At 55.6% G+C, this 21,185-nt stretch carries 21 protein-coding genes and 1 riboswitch; of the genes, 3 read left to right on the top strand and 18 right to left on the bottom strand.

Annotated features, from left to right (window positions below; translation table 11 throughout):
• Positions 1 to 37: 37 nt before the first annotated feature.
• Positions 38 to 703, bottom strand: a complete 666-nt coding sequence (locus ACFO1S_RS10665) for a potassium channel family protein (protein ID WP_204603644.1) — start codon at positions 701 to 703, stop codon at positions 38 to 40.
• A gap of 15 nt (positions 704 to 718) precedes the next feature.
• On the bottom strand, positions 719 to 2,062 hold the full coding sequence (locus ACFO1S_RS10660) for a TrkH family potassium uptake protein (protein WP_204603645.1): 1,344 nt from the start codon (positions 2,060 to 2,062) through the stop codon (positions 719 to 721).
• Between the two features lie 84 nt (positions 2,063 to 2,146).
• Positions 2,147 to 2,329: riboswitch (cyclic di-AMP (ydaO/yuaA leader) on the bottom strand.
• A 253-nt stretch (positions 2,330 to 2,582) separates the two neighbouring features.
• On the opposite strand from ACFO1S_RS10660, the gene ACFO1S_RS10655 reads away from it, so the two are divergent.
• Complete coding sequence (locus ACFO1S_RS10655; protein WP_204603646.1) at positions 2,583 to 4,289, top strand: CPBP family intramembrane glutamic endopeptidase; 1,707 nt, start codon at positions 2,583 to 2,585, stop codon at positions 4,287 to 4,289.
• Here ACFO1S_RS10655 and ACFO1S_RS10650 read toward each other — a convergent pair.
• From ACFO1S_RS10650 to uvrC, 5 genes are all read right to left on the bottom strand, one after another.
• Positions 4,249 to 5,310, bottom strand: coding sequence for a sensor histidine kinase (locus ACFO1S_RS10650; RefSeq protein ID WP_204603647.1), 1,062 nt, complete (start codon positions 5,308 to 5,310; stop codon positions 4,249 to 4,251). The genes ACFO1S_RS10655 and ACFO1S_RS10650 overlap by 41 nt on opposite strands.
• The gene (locus ACFO1S_RS10645) at positions 5,300 to 5,983 is read right to left on the bottom strand and encodes a response regulator transcription factor (protein ID WP_204603806.1); all 684 of its coding nucleotides are present in this window, start codon (positions 5,981 to 5,983) and stop codon (positions 5,300 to 5,302) included. Before ACFO1S_RS10645 ends, ACFO1S_RS10650 begins: the two co-directional genes overlap by 11 nt.
• A 41-nt stretch (positions 5,984 to 6,024) precedes the next feature.
• On the bottom strand, positions 6,025 to 6,732 hold the full coding sequence (locus ACFO1S_RS10640; RefSeq protein ID WP_204603648.1) for a phosphatase PAP2 family protein: 708 nt from the start codon (positions 6,730 to 6,732) through the stop codon (positions 6,025 to 6,027).
• A gap of 135 nt (positions 6,733 to 6,867) precedes the next feature.
• The gene (locus ACFO1S_RS10635; RefSeq protein WP_204603649.1) at positions 6,868 to 7,509 is read right to left on the bottom strand and encodes a YkoP family protein; all 642 of its coding nucleotides are present in this window, start codon (positions 7,507 to 7,509) and stop codon (positions 6,868 to 6,870) included.
• Between the two features lie 237 nt (positions 7,510 to 7,746).
• Complete coding sequence (gene uvrC, locus ACFO1S_RS10630; protein WP_204603807.1) at positions 7,747 to 9,657, bottom strand: excinuclease ABC subunit UvrC; 1,911 nt, start codon at positions 9,655 to 9,657, stop codon at positions 7,747 to 7,749.
• Positions 9,658 to 9,900: 243 nt separating this feature from the next.
• On the opposite strand from uvrC, the gene ACFO1S_RS10625 reads away from it, so the two are divergent.
• Positions 9,901 to 10,047: a YqzM family protein gene (locus ACFO1S_RS10625; RefSeq protein ID WP_204603650.1), complete on the top strand. Its 147-nt coding sequence runs from the start codon at positions 9,901 to 9,903 to the stop codon at positions 10,045 to 10,047.
• A 120-nt stretch (positions 10,048 to 10,167) separates the two neighbouring features.
• Here ACFO1S_RS10625 and ACFO1S_RS10620 read toward each other — a convergent pair whose 3' ends face one another.
• The 8 genes from ACFO1S_RS10620 to ACFO1S_RS10585 form a co-directional block, all read right to left on the bottom strand.
• On the bottom strand, positions 10,168 to 10,365 hold the full coding sequence (locus ACFO1S_RS10620) for a YezD family protein (RefSeq protein ID WP_204603651.1): 198 nt from the start codon (positions 10,363 to 10,365) through the stop codon (positions 10,168 to 10,170).
• A 38-nt stretch (positions 10,366 to 10,403) separates the two neighbouring features.
• On the bottom strand, positions 10,404 to 11,273 hold the full coding sequence (gene cysW / locus ACFO1S_RS10615) for a sulfate ABC transporter permease subunit CysW (RefSeq protein ID WP_204603652.1): 870 nt from the start codon (positions 11,271 to 11,273) through the stop codon (positions 10,404 to 10,406).
• 6 nt (positions 11,274 to 11,279) lie between these two features.
• Positions 11,280 to 12,125: a sulfate ABC transporter permease subunit CysT gene (gene cysT / locus ACFO1S_RS10610; protein WP_204603653.1), complete on the bottom strand. Its 846-nt coding sequence runs from the start codon at positions 12,123 to 12,125 to the stop codon at positions 11,280 to 11,282.
• Positions 12,126 to 12,155: 30 nt separating this feature from the next.
• Positions 12,156 to 13,256: a sulfate ABC transporter substrate-binding protein gene (locus ACFO1S_RS10605; protein WP_204603654.1), complete on the bottom strand. Its 1,101-nt coding sequence runs from the start codon at positions 13,254 to 13,256 to the stop codon at positions 12,156 to 12,158.
• A 309-nt stretch (positions 13,257 to 13,565) separates the two neighbouring features.
• Positions 13,566 to 14,516, bottom strand: coding sequence for an ATP-binding protein (locus ACFO1S_RS10600; RefSeq protein WP_204603655.1), 951 nt, complete (start codon positions 14,514 to 14,516; stop codon positions 13,566 to 13,568).
• Between the two features lie 40 nt (positions 14,517 to 14,556).
• Positions 14,557 to 16,032: a DnaD domain protein gene (locus tag ACFO1S_RS10595; RefSeq protein ID WP_204603656.1), complete on the bottom strand. Its 1,476-nt coding sequence runs from the start codon at positions 16,030 to 16,032 to the stop codon at positions 14,557 to 14,559.
• Between the two features lie 143 nt (positions 16,033 to 16,175).
• The gene (locus ACFO1S_RS10590; protein WP_204603657.1) at positions 16,176 to 16,589 is read right to left on the bottom strand and encodes a GtrA family protein; all 414 of its coding nucleotides are present in this window, start codon (positions 16,587 to 16,589) and stop codon (positions 16,176 to 16,178) included.
• 38 nt (positions 16,590 to 16,627) lie between these two features.
• On the bottom strand, positions 16,628 to 16,936 hold the full coding sequence (locus ACFO1S_RS10585) for a YuiB family protein (RefSeq protein WP_204603808.1): 309 nt from the start codon (positions 16,934 to 16,936) through the stop codon (positions 16,628 to 16,630).
• A 222-nt stretch (positions 16,937 to 17,158) separates the two neighbouring features.
• Between ACFO1S_RS10585 and hemQ the strand changes: the two genes are divergently transcribed.
• Positions 17,159 to 17,905 (top strand): hydrogen peroxide-dependent heme synthase, encoded by a 747-nt coding sequence (gene hemQ / locus ACFO1S_RS10580; protein WP_204603658.1) that lies wholly within the window; start codon positions 17,159 to 17,161, stop codon positions 17,903 to 17,905.
• A gap of 94 nt (positions 17,906 to 17,999) precedes the next feature.
• Here hemQ and aspA read toward each other — a convergent pair whose 3' ends face one another.
• From aspA to ACFO1S_RS10565, 3 genes are all read right to left on the bottom strand, one after another.
• A complete protein-coding gene (aspA, locus tag ACFO1S_RS10575) occupies positions 18,000 to 19,418 on the bottom strand; it encodes an aspartate ammonia-lyase (protein WP_204603659.1) in 1,419 nt (472 codons plus the stop codon).
• Between the two features lie 124 nt (positions 19,419 to 19,542).
• Entirely contained in the window at positions 19,543 to 19,818 is a 276-nt protein-coding gene (locus ACFO1S_RS10570) for a hypothetical protein (protein WP_204603660.1), read from the bottom strand.
• The gene (locus ACFO1S_RS10565) at positions 19,818 to 21,014 is read right to left on the bottom strand and encodes an NAD(P)/FAD-dependent oxidoreductase (RefSeq protein WP_204603661.1); all 1,197 of its coding nucleotides are present in this window, start codon (positions 21,012 to 21,014) and stop codon (positions 19,818 to 19,820) included. The genes ACFO1S_RS10570 and ACFO1S_RS10565 overlap by 1 nt, the downstream gene beginning before the upstream one ends.
• Positions 21,015 to 21,185 lie beyond the last annotated feature (171 nt).

Raw genomic sequence — 21,185 nt, 5'->3', positions numbered from 1 at the left:
TCTTACCGTTAGCCTGAGCGATTGGGATTGATTTCATTCACACCGCGTTGATCGATTCCTGGAACTGCTCGATCTGATCGTTCGTACCGATGACGACCATTACGTCTTCCGTCGCCAGCACATCCTTGGCTGCGGGAGCGATAATAATTCCCTTCGGCTTGTTGATCGCCACGATGCTGCACCCGAAGCGCCCCCGGGGATTGACATCGTCCAGCGATTTGCCCGACCAGCATTGGGGAACCGCTAGCTCTGCAATCGTATATTGCTTGGACAGCTCGATGTAATCAAGCAGGTTCGGGGAGACGAGCTGATGCGCCACGCGCACGCCCATATCCCGCTCGGGGTAGATGATTCGGTCCACTCCCATTCTTTCCAGCACGCGGCCGTGCAGATCGGATACCGCCTTGGCGACGACCTTCTTGACGCCCAACTCCTTCAGCAGGATCGTGGCCAGAATGCTCGCCTGGATATCGTCGCCGATCGCGACGACGCCGCAGTCGAAGTTACGGGCGCCGACGGATCGCAGAACCTCTTCCTCCGTCGCGTCCGCCAGCACCGTATGCGTCAGCACGCCGGAAAGCTCCTGCACCTTTTCTTCGTCGCGATCGACGCCCAGCACCTCATATCCAAGCTTAATGAGCTCCCGCCCCAGACTGGAGCCGAACCTCCCAAGACCAATGATGACGAATTGATTCATTTTCATCTCTTTCTCCGTCCCCTACCCGATGATGATCTTGCCTTCCGCATGCCGGTAAAGCGGCCTGCCCGCCTTCGGGCCCAATGCATAGGTGAGCGTCAGCGGTCCTAGTCGCCCGATAAACATCAGAAAAATGATCGTCAATTTGCCGGCCGTCGTCAAATCTCCCGTAAGCCCCATTGACAAGCCGACCGTTCCGAAGGCGGACGTCGCTTCGAACAGGATTTTCAGAAAGCTGGCATCCTCCGTCGTCGCCAGTATCATCGTGCCGAGCATGACGATTCCGATACAGAACAGCGTAACCGTGACCGCTTTGTACACCCGCTCCTGCGCAAGCCGCAGACGGAACAGAACGACGTCCTCCTTGCCGCGAATCATGGCCAGCACCGCTCCCACCAGCACCGCGAACGTCGTTGTCTTGATGCCGCCCCCCGTAGAGCCCGGAGAAGCGCCGATAAACATCAGAATGATAATGAAAAATTGGGTCGCCTGGCGAAATTCCGAGATGTCCACCGTAGTTACCCCGCCCGACCGGGTCGTTACGGATTGAAACAGCGCGACGAGGAGCTTGTGCCCGAAATTGTCGCCCCCGATCGACTTGGTATTCGTGAATTCAAAGATGAAAATAATAAGCGTCCCGATCAGGATCAAGGCACCGGATACGGTAAGCACCACCTTTGTATGAAGCGAGAACTTTCTTTTGTGCCGCAGATCGAACAAATCGGCCAGCACGATAAAGCCGAAGCCTCCGAGAATGATCAATACCATCGAGACAACGTTCATGAACAAATCGGTGGAATAGCTGGAGAAGCTGCTAAAATCTCCCGACAGGTCGAAGCCCGCGTTGTTGAATATCGAGATCGAATGAAACACCCCATGATAGATCGCTTGGCCCAGCGGCATATCGATCGCAAACCGCGCGCTAAACAGCAAGGCCCCGACCGTCTCCAGCGCCAATGCGTAGAGAATGACCTTGCGCACCAGACGGACAAGTCCTTCAATGCTGCCCTGATTGAGCGATTCCTGAAGGATCAGCCTTTCCTTCAAGGAAATTCTCCTTCTCAGAATCAAGGCAAACAGCGTCGCCATCGTCATGAAGCCGATTCCGCCGATCTGGATCAGCATCAGAATGACCCAGTGCCCGAACGTGGAGAAGTGCGAACCGGTATCGAACAGCACCAGTCCGGTCACACACGTCGCGGAGGTCGCCGTAAACAAGGCGTCCACGAACGACAGCGGCTCGCGGTCAACGGTCGAGAGCGGCAATCGCAGCAGCACCGCCCCGAGGAAGATAATGAAGGAGAAGCCCAGCAGCAAGGTTCTGGGAGGCGAAGCGTTAATCCATTTCAAGGCCTTTTTATACACGGTACCACCCTCAAATTCCCGTTTTCGCAAGCTTTGGCGCAACAAAAAAGCACTGGAACCCCAGTGCTTGTAATTTCGCACACGATTCCTGTTCGGATATAGCCTACGAGGTTAGCTGTCGGGTTCGGGCTCGAACAGGCTGCCCTATCCATCGCAACGATCGCGCGAAGTGGAATTCACCCCTGGATTTTCGAATACAATGTAACTTGTACAAGAAATCCGTTGGTTCCCCCATTTTCTGCATCAGAAATTCGGCTATTCAAGTTGGAAAAATGACGTACCTACGCATTATAGTCTTTACTTTCAAGGCGGACAACATCAAAAAGGGGGCAAACCGACTCGTTTGAACGATTATTGGAGAGGCTTTCCGCATGTTCTGGCACCGGGCTGTCATTATCGTTCCTTTTGCTTTCATTTTCGTTGAAAATGCGAGATACTTAATGAAAAATCAGGCTTGCGGCTAGATTAAGCGGGCTGTAACCGTTTTTTTGAGCTTTTTCCGCCTAAGGAGTGAAGACTGTTGAACCCTCAAGATCGCATGAACCTCGATAAACGATGGGTATGGGCCGCCGCGGTCGGACTGGTGATTTTCCTGTTCATTCAAGTATTCCCGATAACGGGTCAATTGTTTGCCGTCTCTTCCTCCAGCGTGCTGACGCGCGCGGAAGCCAAGCAGCAAGCCTTAAAGCTCGCCGGCGATAACTTCGGCCTCCGGCCGGACGAAATCGACTCTACGACAGTCACCCACATGACCGATAGCAAAACGACCGGCTATTTCTCGAAGAACAAGCTATTAAACGTGTATGACAAGCAGTGGGCCGATTTCGCGCCTACCGACGTCTACGCGATCAAGGTCTATGCTCGCGGCCTGGAAGGGGCCTTGGTCCTCTCCATCGATATGGAAAACGGTCGCCTCGTTTCCTGGCAGCACCTTGTCGCCGGCTCCGTTTCCGCCAAACCGCAGAGTTCGGAAGTAAGCGAGCTTACGGAATCCCGTGCTTCCCGGGCGCTGAATTATGCGGCCATGTGGAGCATCGACACTGAGCGCTGGGAATGGAGCGGCGTTGCATCCGCAAGTAACGTTTTCGAATTTGTTTCCCGTCAGTCGCCCATCGGAGAAGCCCAGCTGCGGCTGAGAATCGCTGTGCCGGAAGGCTACGAGCCATCCAGCTCGGCGAAGCCGTCGTGGCAGGGCGGTTCGGTGACCTATAGCGTGGATTTGCCCGCATCCTTCAACGAATACATGAAGCAGCAGCAAAAGTGGGCCTCCCTCCTTTCCGCCTTCGGCTTCATTTTGCCGCAAGTGCTGATGATGATTCTTGCCATCATCTACGCCGGCACGCTTGGCGGTCTTACCTCGTACCGCAGGGGGATCTTTTTGGCAGGTATCTATTTCGCGCTATACGCGAGTCTGACGTTTAACATGATTCCCGGCCTTAGGGCGGAAACATGGGAATCGGGTATTCGCATCGGAGATCAGGTCAATCTGGTCTTTAGACTCGTGACGTTCGGGGTAATGGCTTTATTCACGTATTTCTCCGCCGTAGGCGGAGACGGGCTGTGGAAATCGATGGGGCACACCTTGTGGCCGAGATGGCAGGAACGCGGTTATGGCGCGGCCGTGCTGAGGAGCATGAAGGAGGGCTATTTCCTGGCTTTCATTCTGCTGGGAAGTCAATCGCTTATTTTGCTCGCGCTGGAAAAATCGCTGGGCTCGTTTGCCGCCTCCGATGCGGCGCAATCGATGTATAACATGAGCATTCCCTTGCTGCTCCCGCTGCTGGCCTGGTGCGCCGGCATTTCCGAGGAGCTGCAAAGCCGGTTATTCGGCATCGGGCTGTTCCGCAAATGGTTTGTCGGCCTTGCGCGGCTAATTACCGGGAAGTCGCCTTCCCCGCGCGCAGCCGCTATTCTGACTGCGGCAGCGATCGTGCCGCCCGGCTTGATCTGGGCGCTCGGCCATGTCGGCTACGCCATCTTTCCGGTCTATACCCGCGTTATTGAGCTTGTACTCATGTCGTTCTTGTTCGGCTGGTTCATGCTCCGCTTCGGCGTGATGACCGTAATCTTCGCCCATGTTACCCTCGATGCGGTGCTGATGGGGATGCAGATGATGTTCGACGGATTGCCGGGCGACTTTGCCGGCGGCATGTTCAGCCTAGTCTTCCCGGCGCTTGTCGGTATCGTTATCTGGAAGCTTCACGGGGGAGTTCGATTGCGAACCTGAAACGACCGGCATCGTGGTCCAGCGTTACGCTGCCGCCGTGATGCCGCACGATGCTTTGCGTGATCGCCAAGCCCAGTCCGGCTCCTGCTTCTATCGCCTGGCCGGTTCTCGAGTCGTCCGCCTTGTAGAAGCGCTCGAACAAATGAGCCTCCTGCTCCTTCGTAATCGCCGCGCCTTCGTTCTCGACCGCAATCGTGACCCCGCGATCCTGCGCCGTTAACGCGACGACGACCAAGCCCGGCTTGACCGAAAACTTCATCGCATTCATCAGCAGGTTGTCGATCGCCCGCCGCATTTTCTCTCCATCCAGACGGATAAACAAAGGACTCTCCGGAATCCGGGCTTCGAATACGACGTCGCTGTCCAGGGCTAGCGGCTGAAGCTCCACAAGCATCTGGTCCAGCATTTCCCGCAAATCAATCGTATGAAGCTCAAGCTCCGCTTCGCCTTGGGTCAGCCGCGTATACTCGAACAGCTGATCGATAAGCGTCTTGAGCTGCTTTGCTTTATTGTGGGTATTGCCGATGAAGCGCTCGTACTCCGTATCGTCCCGATACGCCTTCTCCTGCAGCAGCCCCAGGTAGCCGATTATACTCGTAAGCGGCGTTCGCAGATCATGGGAAACTCCTGTGATCAGCTCCATCTTCGATTTTTCTACCTGCCGCTCCTTTTCGATCAGGCTTTCCAGCTTTTCGGCCATGGCATTGATATGCCCGGCTATTGCGCCGAGCTCGTCCCTGCGGACGACGGGGATACGGTATTGCAAGTTTCCCCCGGAGATCACCGTCAAACCCTCGGACAGCTTCTGCATATAGCGAATCGTGCGTCGGGTCAAGAGGATGAACGCGACAGCGAATGTGGCCAGGAAGGCCAGAATAGAGACTGGAATATCAAACAGCATGCCAATCGGAACCGAAATGGAGACGATTGAAGCCAGAAGTATGCATGCAACGAACGTCCAAACCATCTGCAGACGGATGCTGTGGCGTCCGGACAGGACGGCCCATACGTTATTTTTCAACTTTGTAGCCGACCCCCCATACCGTCTTGATATAGCGGGGCTCGCGAGGGTTTTCCTCGATTTTCTCGCGGATGTTGCGAATATGAACCATGACGGTATTGTCGGAATACCCTGACGGCTCCTCCCATACCTTCTCGTAGATTTTATCCGCGTGGAATACCTGCCCCTTGTGGCTCGCCAACAATTCAAGAATGGCAAACTCCAGCGGGGTAAGCGTCACTTCCCTCTCCTTCACGAAAACAAGATGCCGAGCCGGGTCGATCTTCAAGTCCTGTACGGAGATAATGCTGCCGGAATCAGCCTCGACCGCCCGAACGGACCGTCGCAGTCTCGCCTTGACTCTCGCAATCAGCTCCAGCGGACTGAAGGGCTTGGCCACATAGTCATCCGCTCCGATCGATAATCCCGTAATCTTGTCGATCTCCTCCTGCTTGGCCGACAGCATAATAATCGGGATATCGGACGTTTCCCGTATTTTCATGCAGGTGCGAATGCCGTCCATATCCGGCATCATGACATCGAGAATAACGAGCTCCACCTTATCCGCATCCAGTATTTCCAAAGCCCGGCGACCGTTCTCGGCTTCAAGAACGCGGTACCCTTCATTGCGCAAGTAGACATGGACGACGTCCCGAATTTCGGAATCGTCATCGACCACCAGAACGGTATTCAGGTTCATAATCCGTTTTAGCTCCCTCTCCCGTATTCCTTCTCTTATTTTATAACATCGCAAGATGCCTCCTGTCCTTCCGTTGTCCGCGGTTTGCGCGGAAGGCCGCCCGTTCTTGCGGCAAGCAGACGCATCAGCTCGCCCGCCAACCAGAATACGAGCTTCGCAGCCAGCAGTCCTCCCATCACATCTGCGAACACATGCTGTTTAATATAGACGGTCGAAGCAATAATGCTGACGGCGACGACGGCAATCGGAATTTTCGCGCGCCACTTCAACGCCCTCGAACCATAAATCATCAGCGCGCTGGTCAGAACGTGGACGCTGGGAAAGCAATTGTACGGCTGATCGTTGGCATAGACGAACAAAACCAGTTGGTTGAACATGCCCGTCGGCTCCACCTCGGGTCGCGGCACCGTTGTCTGGAACAGCAGAAACACCAGATTGGACAATAACAAGCCAAGGCACAGGGAGAGCAAGGTTCGGTAATATTCCAGCTTATCCTTGCGAAGAATGAGAACCATGACGAGCAGCAGGAACGGATACCATAGGGCATAAGGCAGTGAAAATTCGGGGACGAACGGGAAGCTGCGGTCGACTTCGGTTTCCAGAGAAAGAGCGGTTCCGCCCGCCCGATTTTGCAGCACATAGAGGATGTTGATTGCGGGGATGGCCAGAAGACCCAGCAGAGGCTTATAGGCTCCCAAGCGGGAGCCCGCATGCCCGTCGTTTATTCTTGCGATGTTGCTCATGTTCATCTCCTCCTGCAATCGGTTGATGAACACAGCGTAATAGAGAAGAATTAGGATTCTCTCGAGAAATTAATGAAGAATTTCTAAAGAAATGCTCCCCTTTCGGGCACGCTTGAGTGTCCAGCCTCCAACCGCCTACTTGTTGTCCGGCGAAAATCTCCGCAATAGATTACTCCTCGTGCAGACAAGCATGATCGGCGTAAGCTTCTCCTTACAGCGGTCGCTCCGCTCAAGGCCATCGGGATGAAGAAAAAAGAGCAATAATTTCAAGTAAACCGCAGTGATCCGTTCAAAACGCTTGGAAGGAAGCCGGCGCTGCTCGAATCCCAAGCCGTGAGTCAGCCCTCTGTGCAGCAGCGTAACGCCCAGCAGCGCCTTTACGCGCGTCAGCTCCGGACGCTTGTCCAGTGCCGCAGAGATTTCCTTGAGCGACGTACGCGCCAGGCGGGCTGTCTGAAGCGCGGCTCGCCCCGCTCCCGCCTCGCGGGTAAGTCCGAGTATCATCTGATTGTTCAAGTGCAGCTCGCCGACGAGATCGCCTTGTTCGATTCGGGTGCCGTCTTCGCAGTCGAAGGACGGCCCTTTATATTTTTTTACAATCACTTTGCACATGCCGGCATCAATCTTGCCCTCGCTATTCAAGCCCATGATCCAGAGCATCACTTTCTCCCACGCCATCCAGATTCTCTGCCTGGCCGTGCAGCCGCTGCGTTTTACGAGTGCGATTCCTCTTGCTAGTGTCGCGCGATCAGTGGACCATTTTACTTGATTCTCCATTCTTGGGTATACCGCCTTCGCTTGGAATTCGTCGTCATCGTGCATTTACCCCATTGTACCTTGATAAGGGCATCGCTTCCATTGTTTTTCGTCGGGTAAGCTCCCTATCTTTTGTCCAGCCTCTATTAGACTCAAGTCTTGGCCCTCTCCTAGCCGCCTTGCCCGGTGCGCGAGCCCATAGAAAAAGAGGGCCCTGCGCCGCCTTTAGGGCCCTCTTCTAATAGCGATTCTATCCGCTTATTCCGCGTTCAAGGCATCCAGTATGCGCTGAGCCAGCGCCTCGCCGATCGAAACGGCGCGAAAATCCTCCACCGTCGCCTCTTTGATCGCCTTCAGCGAGCCAAAATGGCTCAACAGCTGCTTGCGCCGCTTTTCCCCGATGCCGGGAATCGCATCGAGGCGCGAAGCGATCATCGATTTGGCCCGCTTCTCCCTATGGAACGTAATCGCGAAACGGTGAACCTCATCCTGAATGCGCTGCAGCAAATAAAACTCTTGGCTGTCGCGAGGCAGCGGAACGACCTCCGGCGGATCTCCGACCAACAGCTGCGATGTCCGGTGCTTGGCATCCTTCGCCAGGCCGCATACGGGAATTCCCAATCCGAGCTCGTTCACCAGCACATCCAGCGTCGCCGCAATGTGGCCTTTGCCTCCGTCCACGACGATCAGATCGGGCAGCGCGGCGCCTTCCTTAAGCAAGCGTTCATAGCGGCGACGAACAACCTCTCTCATCGATTCGTAGTCGTCCGGCCCCTCCACCGTTTTCACGTTGTATTTGCGATATTCCTTTTTGTCCGGCTTGCCGTTCGTGAAGACGACCATGGCGGATACCGCCGAGGTGCCCTGAATGTTGGAATTGTCGAACGCCTCGATGCGGCTTGCGCTCGGGATGCCGATCCATCGCGCCAATCCTTCCGCCGCCTTGCCGGTGCGGGACTCATCCCGCTCAATCAGCCGGAATTTTTCCTCCAGCGCCACGCGGGAATTGTCGCACGCCATTGCCACCAGCTGCCGTTTGGAGCCCCGGCGGGGAATCGCCACCTTGATTTTCAGCCAGCGCCGCAGCGATTCGCCGACTTCCGCAGCCTCGCCTTCCTCAGCGGGCTCCTGCTGCTCCTCTGCGGCCGAAGCTCCCGCTGCTGCGTATGCCGTCTTGGTCTCTGCGACAATCGCTGGAGCGGCCTCCCGGCCGGTCTCGCCAGTCTCAGGCTCCTCCCCCGGAGGAACCGGCAGCAGCACCTCGCGCGGCAACGCCGGATTGTCGCTGTAATATTGCGTGACATAGCTGAGAAAATCCTCGTAGGCTTCCCCGTAAAACGGGAAAACGGACATATGCCGCTGATTCATTTTGCCTTGGCGCATATAGAGAATTTGCACGCACATCCAGCCCTTGTCGACCGAATAGCCGAACACGTCGCGATCCATCGCATCGGACATATTGATGGTTTGCTTCTCCATCAGCGCCTCGATCGCGACGATCTGATCGCGGTATTCCTTGGCCCGTTCGAATTGCAGCTCTTCCGCGGCCTGCTCCATCTTGCGCTTGAGCTCCTTCTTGATCTCCGAATGTCCGCCGTTCAGAAACCGCGAGATTTCTCCGATCATCTCGTCATAGGTCGATTGCTCCACCGGATATTCGCAAGGAGCGACGCATTGGCCCAGATGATAATACAAGCACACTTTTTCGGGCAGCGTATTGCATTTGCGGAGCGGATACATCCTATCGAGAAGCTTCTTCGTTTCCTGCGCGGCGAACGCGTTCGGATAAGGCCCGAAGTATTTCCCCCTGTCCTTGACGACTCGCCTCGTTACCTCCAGCTTCGGATGCTTTTCGTGGGTGATTTTCAAGTAAGGAAACGACTTGTCGTCCTTGAGCAGCACGTTGTATCGGGGAAAATGCTCCTTGATCAGGTTGCATTCCAGAATAAGCGATTCCGTATTGCTGGCCGTAACGATGTATTCGAAGTCCCGGATTTCCGAGACGAGCTTTTGCGTTTTGCCGTCGTGGCTTCCCATAAAGTAGGAGCGGACGCGGTTTTTGAGCACCTTCGCCTTGCCGACGTATATGATCTTGCCTTCTTCGTTTTTCATTAAATAGCAGCCCGGCTGATTCGGCAGCAGCGCCAGCTTGTTGCGGATGTTTTCCATCGCTTTGTCCCGGCCTGCGGCGGAAATCGGGATATCCAAGAAAGGTACCTCCTCTGTTCGTTGCCTCGTGTCCGCCATGGAGCAGAACACTCGTTCCTCCCATTGTAGCACATCCCGGACGTCGTCCGCCTTACCGGTTTTTCGCGTTTTCGCAAACTTGTCACCGATCTGGTAGGGGGAGACTTTACAACAAAAAGCGATCTTGGGTATACTGTAGGTATTGAATTCGTCAGGAGGCTTCCCATGGAGAACGTTAGAGATCCCCGCCAGCACATTAACGAAGAGCCGCGCGACGATCTGATGGATACGGCTGTCGGCTTCGGCGTCATGTTCGGCTTTATGTTCGTTGTGTTCACCGCTGCGGTAGTCGTCAAATTCATCATCTCTTAATGTAGCGGGTAAATAATCGAGTAAAGCCGCCAGGGAGCGTCCTTGGCGGCTTTTGCGTATGCTATTCGGTAAGAGGCTCCTCAGACGGGAACCCGTTAACTGCTGCGAATTAGGCCATGCTCAAGATGGCTTGAGCACCTGGCTTGCTTCCTTCCTCGCCGGGCGAGCAACGTCGTCGTAGCGCTTGCGCTCCTTGCGTTCGATCTGGACGATACGCCCGTCATGCACGACGATGTTGACCTCGCCGTATTCCAGCCCGTTAACCTGCTCGGCTATTCTTCCCAGCCAGCGTTCGTCTACTTCTACCGGTTTTGCCATTCTGTTCTCCTCCGATTCATGCGTTATTCTGCGCGGCTTTAGCGCTCTTGCTGACTCATGCGGCTCTCCAGCAGGGATTTCGCGACCAGCGTAATTATCGCGAGCACCATCAATAGCGAAGCAACGGCGAACGACGCGCTGAACTGGTATTCGTTGTACAAGATTTCGATGTGCAGCGGCAGCGTGTTGGTCTCTCCGCGAATATGGCCGGATACGACGGATACCGCTCCGAATTCCCCCATCGCGCGCGCATTGCAGAGAATCATGCCGTACAGCAAGCCCCACTTGATATTCGGAAGCGTAACCTTGAAGAATACCCGCCAGCCGCGCGCTCCGAGGCTGACCGCCGCTTCCTCGTCCGTGACGCCTTGCGTTTCCATCAATGGAATAAGCTCGCGCGCGACAAAAGGAAACGTGACGAACATGGTAGCCAGCACAATACCCGGCGTTGCGAAAATAATGCTGATATCATGCTCCTCCAGCCAGGGGCCGAGCAAGCCTTGAGCTCCGAACAACAGCACGTAGATGAGACCGCTGACGACCGGCGATACGGCGAAAGGAAGATCGATTAGCGTGACAAGCAGGTTTTTGCCGCGAAACTTGAATTTCGTAATCGCCCACGCTGCGGCCAGCCCGAATATCGTATTCAGAGGCACCGCCAGCAGCGCGGTAATCAGCGTCAGCTTCAATGCCGACATCGCGTCCGGGTCGGACAGGGCAGATAGATAAGCGTCCCACCCTTTACGGAACGATTCGGCGATTACGGCAGCCATCGGCAGCAGCACAATCAGTGAAAGAAAGAGCAGCGCGACGCCGATGAGCACCCAGCGGACGATCCGAGGCTCGGAAAGATGCGGCTGGACGATTCGGCCTTTAGCCGACTTTGGATTGGTCACAATACCCGCCATCTTCGATTACCCTCCCTTCACTGTGCGCAGGCGGCGATTGCTCCACCGTTGCAAAATGTTGATCATAAGCAGCAGCGCGAACGAGATCAGCAGCAGAACGACGGCGACCGCCGCGGCCTGGGCATACTCGTACTGCTCCAGCTTCGTGATGATCAGGAGCGGAGCGATCTCCGTCTTCATCGGCATGTTGCCCGAGATGAAGACAACCGAGCCATACTCGCCGATGCCGCGAGCGAACGCCAGCGCGAAGCCCGTCAGCAGCGGAGGAATCAAATCCGGGAGAATAATTCTGAAGAACGTTCTTGCCCGGTAAGAGCCAAGCATCACCGCCGCCTCTTCCATGTCGGATTCCATATCCTGGAGCACAGGCTGCACCGTTCGCACAACAAACGGAATGCCGATGAAGATCAGCGCGATCGTGATCCCGATCGGAGTGTACGCCACCTTAATGCCGAGCGGCTCCAGCAAGGAGCCGACCCAGCCCTTCGGCGCGTAGATCGTCGTAAGCGCAATGCCTGCGACCGCCGTCGGCAAGGCGAACGGCAGGTCGATCAGACCGTCCACGATCCGTTTGCCGGGAAAATCGTAACGCACGAGCACCCAGGCCAGAAGCAAGCCGAATAACAAATTTACGATTGCGGCGATGAATGCGGTCGTCAGGCTCAGCCTGTAGGAGGCGACGACGCGCGGATCGGATACAGTCGACCACCATTGGGCTGCCGATAAATCGGCGGATTTGATGGCCAAGGCAACTAACGGGATCAGTACGATCAAGCTCAAATACAAAATCGTAAAGCCCAGGGTGATGGGTAGACCCGGAAGCACCCGTTCGTTCTTGCGAAATCTGATCATGTTGCCGCCTTCCCCTTTCCCGGCCCTGAGTTAGGATCCCGGGGTATAGATTTGGTCGAACGTGCCTCCGTCGGCGAAATGCTTCGCCTGGGCCTCTTTCCATCCGCCGAAGTCCTGGTCGATCGTCAGCAGATTCAATTCTCCGAATTGATCCTTGTACTTGTCTGCGACGGATTGAAGGCGCGGACGGTAGAAGTTTTTGGCGGCGATTTCCTGCCCTTGCTCCGTGTACAAATATTTCAGATACTCCTCGGCAGCCTCGCGCGTGCCTCTCTTGTCTACAGTCTTATCGACTATGGCTACCGGCGGCTCAGCCAGAATGCTGATAGTGGGCGTGACGATCTCGTAGTCGTCCCCGAACTCCTTCAGTGCGAGATACGCTTCGTTCTCCCAGGCAAGCAGCACATCGCCGATTCCCTTCTCTACGAACGTCGTCGTGGAGCCCCGCGCTCCCGTATCCAGGACAGGTACGTTCTTGAACAGCTTCTTGAGGAATTCCAGCGTCTGTGGCTCGTCATAGCCCAGCGTTTTCGTCGCGTAGCCCCATGCCGCCAAATAGTTCCAGCGGGCTCCGCCGGAGGTTTTCGGATTCGGAGTAATGACCTGTACGCCGTCCTTGATCAGATCGCCCCAATCCTTGATTCCTTTTGGGTTGCCCTTACGAACGAGGAACACAATCGTCGAGGTGTACGGCGTACTGTTCTGCTCGAACGTTTGCTGCCAGTCGGGCTTAAGCGCTCCCGCATCGGCAATCGCGTCAATGTCGTAGCCGAGAGCAAGCGTGACGACGTCGGCGGTCAATCCGTCGATCACCGCGCGGGCTTGCTTGCCCGAGCCGCCGTGGGATTGCTTGATCGTAATATTGCCGCCGGTTTTCTCTTTCCAATATTGAGCGAAGCTCTTGTTGAACTCTTCGTAAAGCTCGCGAGTCGGATCGTAGGAGACATTAAGCAGTTCTATATCCTTGGGCGCTTCCTTGGCGGGCGAAGCGGCGGCCTCCGAGGAAGCCGGAGTCGTTGCAGCGCTTTGGGACGACGGCTCGTTGCTGTTTTTTTGAGAACCGCACGCCGAGAGTACCGACAGGATCAGAGTCGCGACCAGAAGCACACGGAGATTTTTTAAAGCTTTCATTTTCATCCACCCCAACATTTCATAAGTTTTTTCTTCGCGGGAACCGGATGGCCATTCCGGTTCCCTTTTTCTAAACCATACTTTTCTCACATGACTTACAATTCCTAGCTGTATAGTTGGTTATTGATGAGATCATAACAGCCGAACTTGCCGATTGTCAATAAGTGTCTATCAAAAAAACTAATAAATAAATTTTGTCCTTGTCCTAAAACACCTTTGACAAGCCTGTTCTGTCCGCCAAGCAAAATACAAAAAGGGCGATGCAGATTGTCTGCATCGCCCTCAGAGCGCGTTTCTCCAGCTATCCCGTTATGGCTTCAGGCCTCGATGATTTCGTCCGCGGACGTGGATCACATCGACGAAGGGACGGATACGGTCCATGAGCCGCTGCCCCTTATGCATCTCTTCGCCTTCCTTGTGGGTGAAGCTGAAATGCCGCTCCAGATCCTCCAGATCGTGATTGGAGGTGTAGAAGGTGGGCTTGCGATTCATCCGGTAATTCAAAATCGCCCCCAGCACATGATCTCTGACCCATGGGGTCAGATTTTCCGCGCCGATATCGTCAAATACGAGCAAGTCCGCATCCTTCATCAGGGAAACGACTTCCTTCAGCTTCTGCGCATCGAACATCATCGCCTTGGCATCCTCGACGAATTCGGGCATATAGACGATGACGCCCGAGAAGCCCTCCTTGGCAAGCCTTTGCAGCAAGTATCCGGCCAAGTACGTCTTGCCGGTGCCGAAGTCGCCCTTCAAGTACAGCCCCGTCTTCTGCAGCCCGTCGCGAATGGTCGACTGCACATAGGCTTGAAGCTGATCGACGGCCATTGCCCTGTTCGGATCCAGGCGGATCATTTCTTCCTCGTCGTAATCGTCGCCCAGCGCCGTCTCGTCTACGAACAAGCTTGTAATGCGCCGCTGAATTTGCTCCTGCTGCTGATTCGCCGTCCATTTGGAGCAAGGGGTTTTATAGTCATTGATCTGCCATCGGCCGTTCAACTGCGTGCAATCGATCCCGGTAGAATGGCCCTGCATATCGTTCGGACAGGCTGCCAAGCCCGGACAGGACCGACAATTGCGGTATTCCTTCGTCATCTGATAAAGCCGGTTCAGATTGAGCCGCAGTACGCTTTCGTCGATATCGGGATACCGTTCGCGAAGCTTGAGGACAAGAGGGTCGCGAAGCACCTGACTTGCGATGTCGGCGGAACCGACCTGTCCGAAGGGAAGGCGCCGCAGCGCTTCGCTTAAAGATTCCATCGTCTGTCTCTCCTTTCGTTCGCTTCAATCGCAGGCCTTGCTAATTGTTTCCCTTTAGCTCCCGAGCTCTGGCCAGCATTCGTTCCATCTCTTCCGGCGTAACCTCTTCCGACGGCCCCGTATCCTTGACCACGGACATGGCCGGCTTGCGACGCGACGAATTGCGGGCTTGTCCGCCGCCGGAGCCGGAACCGGCGCGCGCGGGCTCTTCGCCCCGGCGCTTGCGTTCGAGCGCGGCATTCAGCTTCTCCTGCTCGCGCACGTATTGAATAGCCTTCTCGAAGGTATCAATGCCCTTGGCCAGCAGATTAGAAGCGATCGCGTCAACGAACGACGACGTGAGCCGCTGTGAACGGTCCAAGGAGAAAATGTAATGGATCAGGACATTGATAACCGGCTCTGGCAGCTTATAACTCAAGTCAATGCGCTCGAATACCCGGACGAAAACATCGGGCACCTCCCCCGGAAAAAAACGGGCCAGCATCCGCGTATAAGGCTCCCGGCGAAGCATCTCGTTGTACCTGGCAAGCGTAACCTCTTCCTGAAACCGCTCGGGAATAGCCAGCATAGACGCGGCGGAGCTTCCGGCCGCTCCTTCCGACTCCGGCGCAGGCGCGCGCTCTTCGCTGCGGGCTATGAAGCGCTCCCGCTCTTCGGCTCGCCGGCGATCCTGCCTGTACATCAAGTTGGCCCGGTGCTGCAGCTCGTCCCAGATGAGCGTGCCGTCGGGACGGAACAGGCCGTCCTCATCCAGCAAGCGGCAAATCTCCGGTACCTCCAGATTGAATTTGTAAGCCAAATAGTTAATCTGGGCCATCGATTCGGGCGCGCGGTTCAACCGTTCCACATAGACTCGGTTGGCGGAGCCGCGAGGAAACCTCAGCATCATCTCGCTATGGCGAATGCGCTCCTGAGGCTGGAAGGAAGCCCGCTCCTTCGTCACGGCGCTTTCCGTCCAACCGGCCTCCAGCTCGGGCTCTACGAGGCCCGGGCTGATGCGGAAAATTTCCGAGAAGTGCACCGTGGCCTCTTCCCGGTTGACGAAGCGCGCCAGCTCAGGCGGGGGCTCGATCGCAAAGCCTTCGCGCAGCTCCAGCAAAGCGCTCTTGCCTACCTTGTCCCGCAGCAGCAGGGAGAGATGCTCGTTAGAGAAAAACTCCGCCGCATCCAGCGGGCGCATAAGTATATACTCATATATTGACTCTTCCGTCAGCGGATTGTGATGCCGATAGACCTGCAGCAAACCTACCGCTTCCAGCCGGGAAGCCGCTTCGACCGTCGCTTGCCGGCCGGAGGCGTTCAATTCAAGCCCCAGACCGAGAAAGAGCTTGCGCTGCGATTCCAGCGGGGAGATGCCCGTTTGCTCTTCCGCCAGCTGATGATAGAGCAGCGGATACAGCGCGGTCGAGACGGCCCCCACCATCGGCTGATAGAGCGAAGTAAACACTTTGCGGTCCAGGGCGCTCAACGCATAATTCCGGCGAACGACAAAACGGTGGTTTTCCGTAAATTCCATTAAATTCGACACGCGCATCGCGGGATCGACAACTCTTTTCCTCGAATAATGATGGTTCTATTGTAGCACAAAATAGCGGCCGTCAGAGAGAGCCAGAATAAAGAAGACCCCGCCGGCGCCAATCCGCAAGCAAAGTCTTCGATTCAGGCATCCCGTCCGCCTTGCGGCGCTGCCTCGTGAAACACCCATAGACGGTATCCGATATAATTGACGGCAAGGGAGAAGGCCACCGAGACGATCTTGGCTATCGCCAGCTCCGCTCCCCCATGCTCAAGGCCCAGCAGAACGGCGGTCGCCGCCGCGAAGGACAGCGCATTGATCGCGATAAACCGCGTCAATTCCGCTCCGCTCCGCTTTCCTTTCACCTTAAACGTCCAGTAGCGGTTCAGCAAGTAGCTGTTCGCCACCCCAGCCATGTAGGCTATGGCTTGCGCCCAGGCGGAGCCGAGCCCGAAGCCATAGATCAGGGCGCAAAAAACGGCGAAATCCACTCCCGTGTTCATAAGTCCCACGACAGCGAATTTCGCCACCTTTAATCCTTCCGATAATCGGAGCATGGAACTCCTCCCGACTTCTCGCGGCGCCGCGCCGCGCTCTAGAACATCTTGTAGCCGCCGCGCCGCAGCGCCCGAATCGCCCAACCGCTCATATATGCACCCGCGGCTCCGGCCACGATCAGAATGATATCCGAGACCAGCAGCGATTGTATATTTTCGGTGACGCTCAGGTCATCCTGCCACAATTGCCAGATGCCAAGCGGCGTCACGACGATGATGAACAACCAGAGCGGAAACCAGGTCGTCTTGATCAGCATGTTCAGTATAAACCCGATGCCGAAAAACAACACAAGGCAGAGGAGCGATCCGACAATCGCGAACAACACTCCGCCGACAACTCCACCCATCATATGCACTAACCTCCAAGTGAAAGAACTGGCCTTGAATGGAACATCCATTACCAGTTTACAAGCTGGCCTTCCGGCAGTCAACGAGCAGGGTGTGAATGAGCTGTGAACAAAATCGCGAAAGCCCGAGAATGGCTGGCTGCACTGCCCCGAATCGTTTGCCCCTTTCGCGTCAATTGGGCTACAATGGGAGAAGAATGTCGGACAAGGAGTGATTTCATCATGAGCGAAGCCGCTCAAACGTTAGACGGATGGTACGCGCTGCATGATTTGCGCACGATCGATTGGCAGGCCTGGAACTCCGCGTCTTCGGACGAGCAGGAAGCCGCTCTGGCGGAGATCGCCAAGCTGTATGCGGAATGGGAAGCGGTTGAGACCCGGAAGGAAGGCAGCTTCGCCTTTTATTCGGTCATCGGTCAGAAAGCGGACTTTGTTCTCATGCATCTGAGAGAGACGCTTGAGGAATTGAACGAGATTGAGAACGCCTTTAACCGTTCCAGCTTTGCGCGCTTCACTCGCAAGGCCTATTCCTACGTCAGCGTCGTTGAATTGAGCAACTATATGGGAACCCCCGGCGTAGATCCGATGCAGGTGCCGGAGATCGTCGCCCGGCTGAAGCCGACTTTGCCGAAGAGCAAGCACATCTGCTTCTACCCGATGAACAAGAAGCGGGACCTTCAGGACAACTGGTACATGCTGCCGATGGAAGAACGCAAGACGCTGATGAGAAGCCACGGCATGATCGGTCGGGGTTACGCGGGCAAAGTAAAGCAAATCATCTCCGGCTCCGTCGGTTTTGACGATTGGGAATGGGGCGTGACCCTGTTCGCCGACGATGCTCTGCAATTCAAAAAGCTCGTCTACGAAATGCGGTTTGACGAAGTCAGCGCGCGTTACGGCGAATTCGGCTCCTTCTTCGTCGGCAACCTGCTGAACGGCGAAGCGCTGGCCCGGTTGCTGCGGGGCTAACGGCACTAGCTTATCTTTAAAGGTCCGCGCGATCTCAGCCTGTCGGCTGGAATCGTGCGGACCTTTTTGTCACTGCATCATACGCTGCGGCGATCTAGAGCTGATCTCTTAGCAGATGCTCCCCCGCGATTCCCGGTGTCGTCATCTGGATCGGATCAAGAATTTCTTTCATTTCCTCCGGAGTCAGCAGCCCTTTTTCCAATATCAGCTCCCGGAGCGAGAGGCCTGTTTTCGTCGCTTCCTTCACCAACTGGGCGGCCACATCGTATCCGAGGTGCGGGTTCAAGGCAGTGACGATGCCGAAGCTTTGCTCGACATAGGCCTTGCAGCGCGCGCGGTTCGCCTCCATTCCTTCCAGCGCGAACCGATTGAATACATCAAGGGCGCGCTGCAGCACCTGAAGCGATTGCAGCAGATTAAAGGCAATGACCGGGCCCATCACATTCAATTCGAACTGCCCCGCCTCGCAAGCCATACAGACGGTATGATCGTTCCCCATCACCTGAAACGCCACCTGATTGACCACCTCGGCCATCACGGGATTTACTTTGCCCGGCATAATCGACGAGCCCGGCTGTCTGGGCGGCAGCAGAAGCTCGTTTAAGCCGACATGCGGACCGGAGGCCATGAGCCGAATATCGTTGCATATTTTCGACAGGTTCACGGCGCATACCTTAAGCGCAGCGGACAGCTCCGTGTACGCATCGGTGTTCTGCGTCGCATCCACGAGATCGTCCGCCGAGCTGACCGGAACTCCCGAATCCTCTGCAAGATGCTGGACGACTAGCCGAATATATTCCACGGTCGCATTCAGACCGGTGCCCACCGCTGTCGCGCCCATGTTCACCGCGAGCAAGCCTTCCGTCGCTCTCCGAATACGGCCGATATCTCTTTCCAGCACCTTGCTGTAGGCCCCGAACTCCTGTCCCATGCGAATCGGCACAGCGTCCTGCAGATGCGTCCGCCCCATCTTGATCACATCGTCGAATTCCTTCTCCTTGAGCGCGAAGCCTTCGCGCACTTCCTCCATCGTGGTCAACAGCTGTTCCGCAAGACGGTAGGCAGCGATTCTAAGCGCGGTCGGTATGGCGTCATTCGTCGACTGCGACATGTTTACATGGTTATTGGGGCTGCAATGGAAATAATCCCCCTTGGACAGGCCTCGGATTTCCAGCGCCCGATTCGCCAGCACCTCGTTCATGTTCATGTTGATGGACGTCCCGGCGCCGCCTTGAATCGAATCCACAATAAACTGATCCGACAACTGCCCTCCGGCAACCTCCTCCGAAGCCTGTATGATCGCTTGTCCAATCTGGTGAGGCAGTCGTTTCAGCTCCATATTGGCTTTCGCCGCCGACTTCTTCACTCTTGCGAGCGCAATGACCAGCTCAGGATGCACGGGAACGCCCGTAATCGGAAAATTTTCCACAGCCCGCAAGGTCTGAATGCCGTAGTATACGGATTCAGGCACTTCCTTGCTTCCAATCGAATCTTTCTCCACACGTCCGGACATAGCAAGTCTCCTCCTCCAAGATGTATACCCCTATTGTACACCGAACTGCGGACAGGCATAGCCTAAAAAATAAAGAACCGATGCCGGCTCCCTTTACAGGAACAGCCGATATCGGTTCTTGCCGTTATTCATCATCATCTACAGCTTGCATCTGGGCTTCCCATTCCGCGCGGCGCTTCTCTTCCAAGTACTCTTGCGTCATCCGGTCGCGAGCCCGTCCCTTCTCCTTCAACCGTTCAATGCCCGGCTGAATAAGAAGGTCTATCTCGGCTTGCACGGTGGCGACAAGATCGTAGCGGCGCTGCGACTCCAGATAGGAGCCCACTTCCATCAGCGCGTTGTAGCGGTCCAGTTCCTCGCGCGTCAACAGGCCCCGGACTTGCACGCTGCAATGCCTCATTAGAGGAACTTGCCTTTGCGCAGCACAAGCGGAATGCCGCCGATGATGAACAGGTAACGAAGATCGATCGCTTTCTTCAACAGGGCAGCCGTACGGCCCTTGTACTTCTTCCCGAACGCTACGCCGATAGCTTCGCCTTTGCCGAGCGATGCGACCGCGCCCTTGTTATGGAACACGAACGACTTCAACGGCTGATTGCGGATCGAAGCGACCAGATTGTGGGCGCAGTTCACTCCTTGCTGCATTGCGATCTGAGCAGTCGGCGGATAAGGACGTCCGCCTTCCTCGTTGAATACAAGCGAGTTGTCGCCCAGAATATAGATGTTCTCGTGGCCTGGCGCGCGCAGGAACTCGTCCACCTTCACGCGGCCTCTCATCGTCTCGATGCCGGCCTCTTCGATCAGACGGTTGCCTCGAACGCCGCCCGTCCAGATCACCGTTTGAGATTTGATTTCTTCGCCTTCTCCGACAACGACGCCGTCTGGCGTACATTCTTTAACGGCCGTGCCGATACGGAAGGTAACGCCCTTCTTCTGAAGCACTTGCACCGCGTACTCGACCAGCTCGGGATCAAAGCCCGGAAGCGCGGTCGGAGCCGCCTCGATGTTGATAATCTTCACGAGGGCGGGATCGACGTCGAACTGCTTGCACAGCTCCGGAATGCGATCCGCAAGCTCGCCGAGGAACTCGATTCCCGTAAAGCCGGCTCCGCCGACGATAAAGGTCAAATAATCCGTACGGTGCGGCTCGCGCTTGAAGCGCGCGAACTGGTATTCGATATGTTCGCGAATAAGGCGAACGGAGTTGATGCTGCGAATGTTCATCGCATTCTCGGCCAATCCGGGAATGCCGAAGGTCTCAGGCTCGCCGCCGAGGCCGATGATCAGATAGTCGTAGGAAAGCGTTCCGTCTTCCAGAATGACCTTGCGGTCCTGCGGACGGATTTGCACAACCGTCGACTTGACGAAATCGATCTTGAACTCGTCGATCAGCTTGGAGATGTTGACCCGCGCGTTCTCCGGGTTGTCCGTTCCCGCCGCTGGCATGTGCAGATGCGTTGTAATGTAGTGATAATCGTGCTTGTTGACCAAAGTGACATCCGCTTCATTATAGTTTAATTCCTTTTGCAGACGAAGCGATGTCAATACACCGCCGTAGCCCGCTCCAAGAATAACGATCTTTGGTATACTGCTCATTGATGATCCCATCCAATCCTTTGTGTGTGATTAGTTTGTGAAAAATTACACAATATTCTCTCCGTTAATCCACTTCACAAAACTCTCAGTTGATCATATCGGCTTTTCTAACAATTTTCAAGGTTCATTTTCACGAATATATTTGGACATCTTTACAAAAGCCTTTTCATG

It is taken from the genome of Cohnella boryungensis (assembly GCF_042651945.1).
Classification (GTDB): domain Bacteria; phylum Bacillota; class Bacilli; order Paenibacillales; family Paenibacillaceae; genus Cohnella; species Cohnella boryungensis.
The sequence above is the reverse complement of the archived record's forward strand: the minus strand, read 5'-3'. Positions and strand labels throughout refer to the sequence as shown.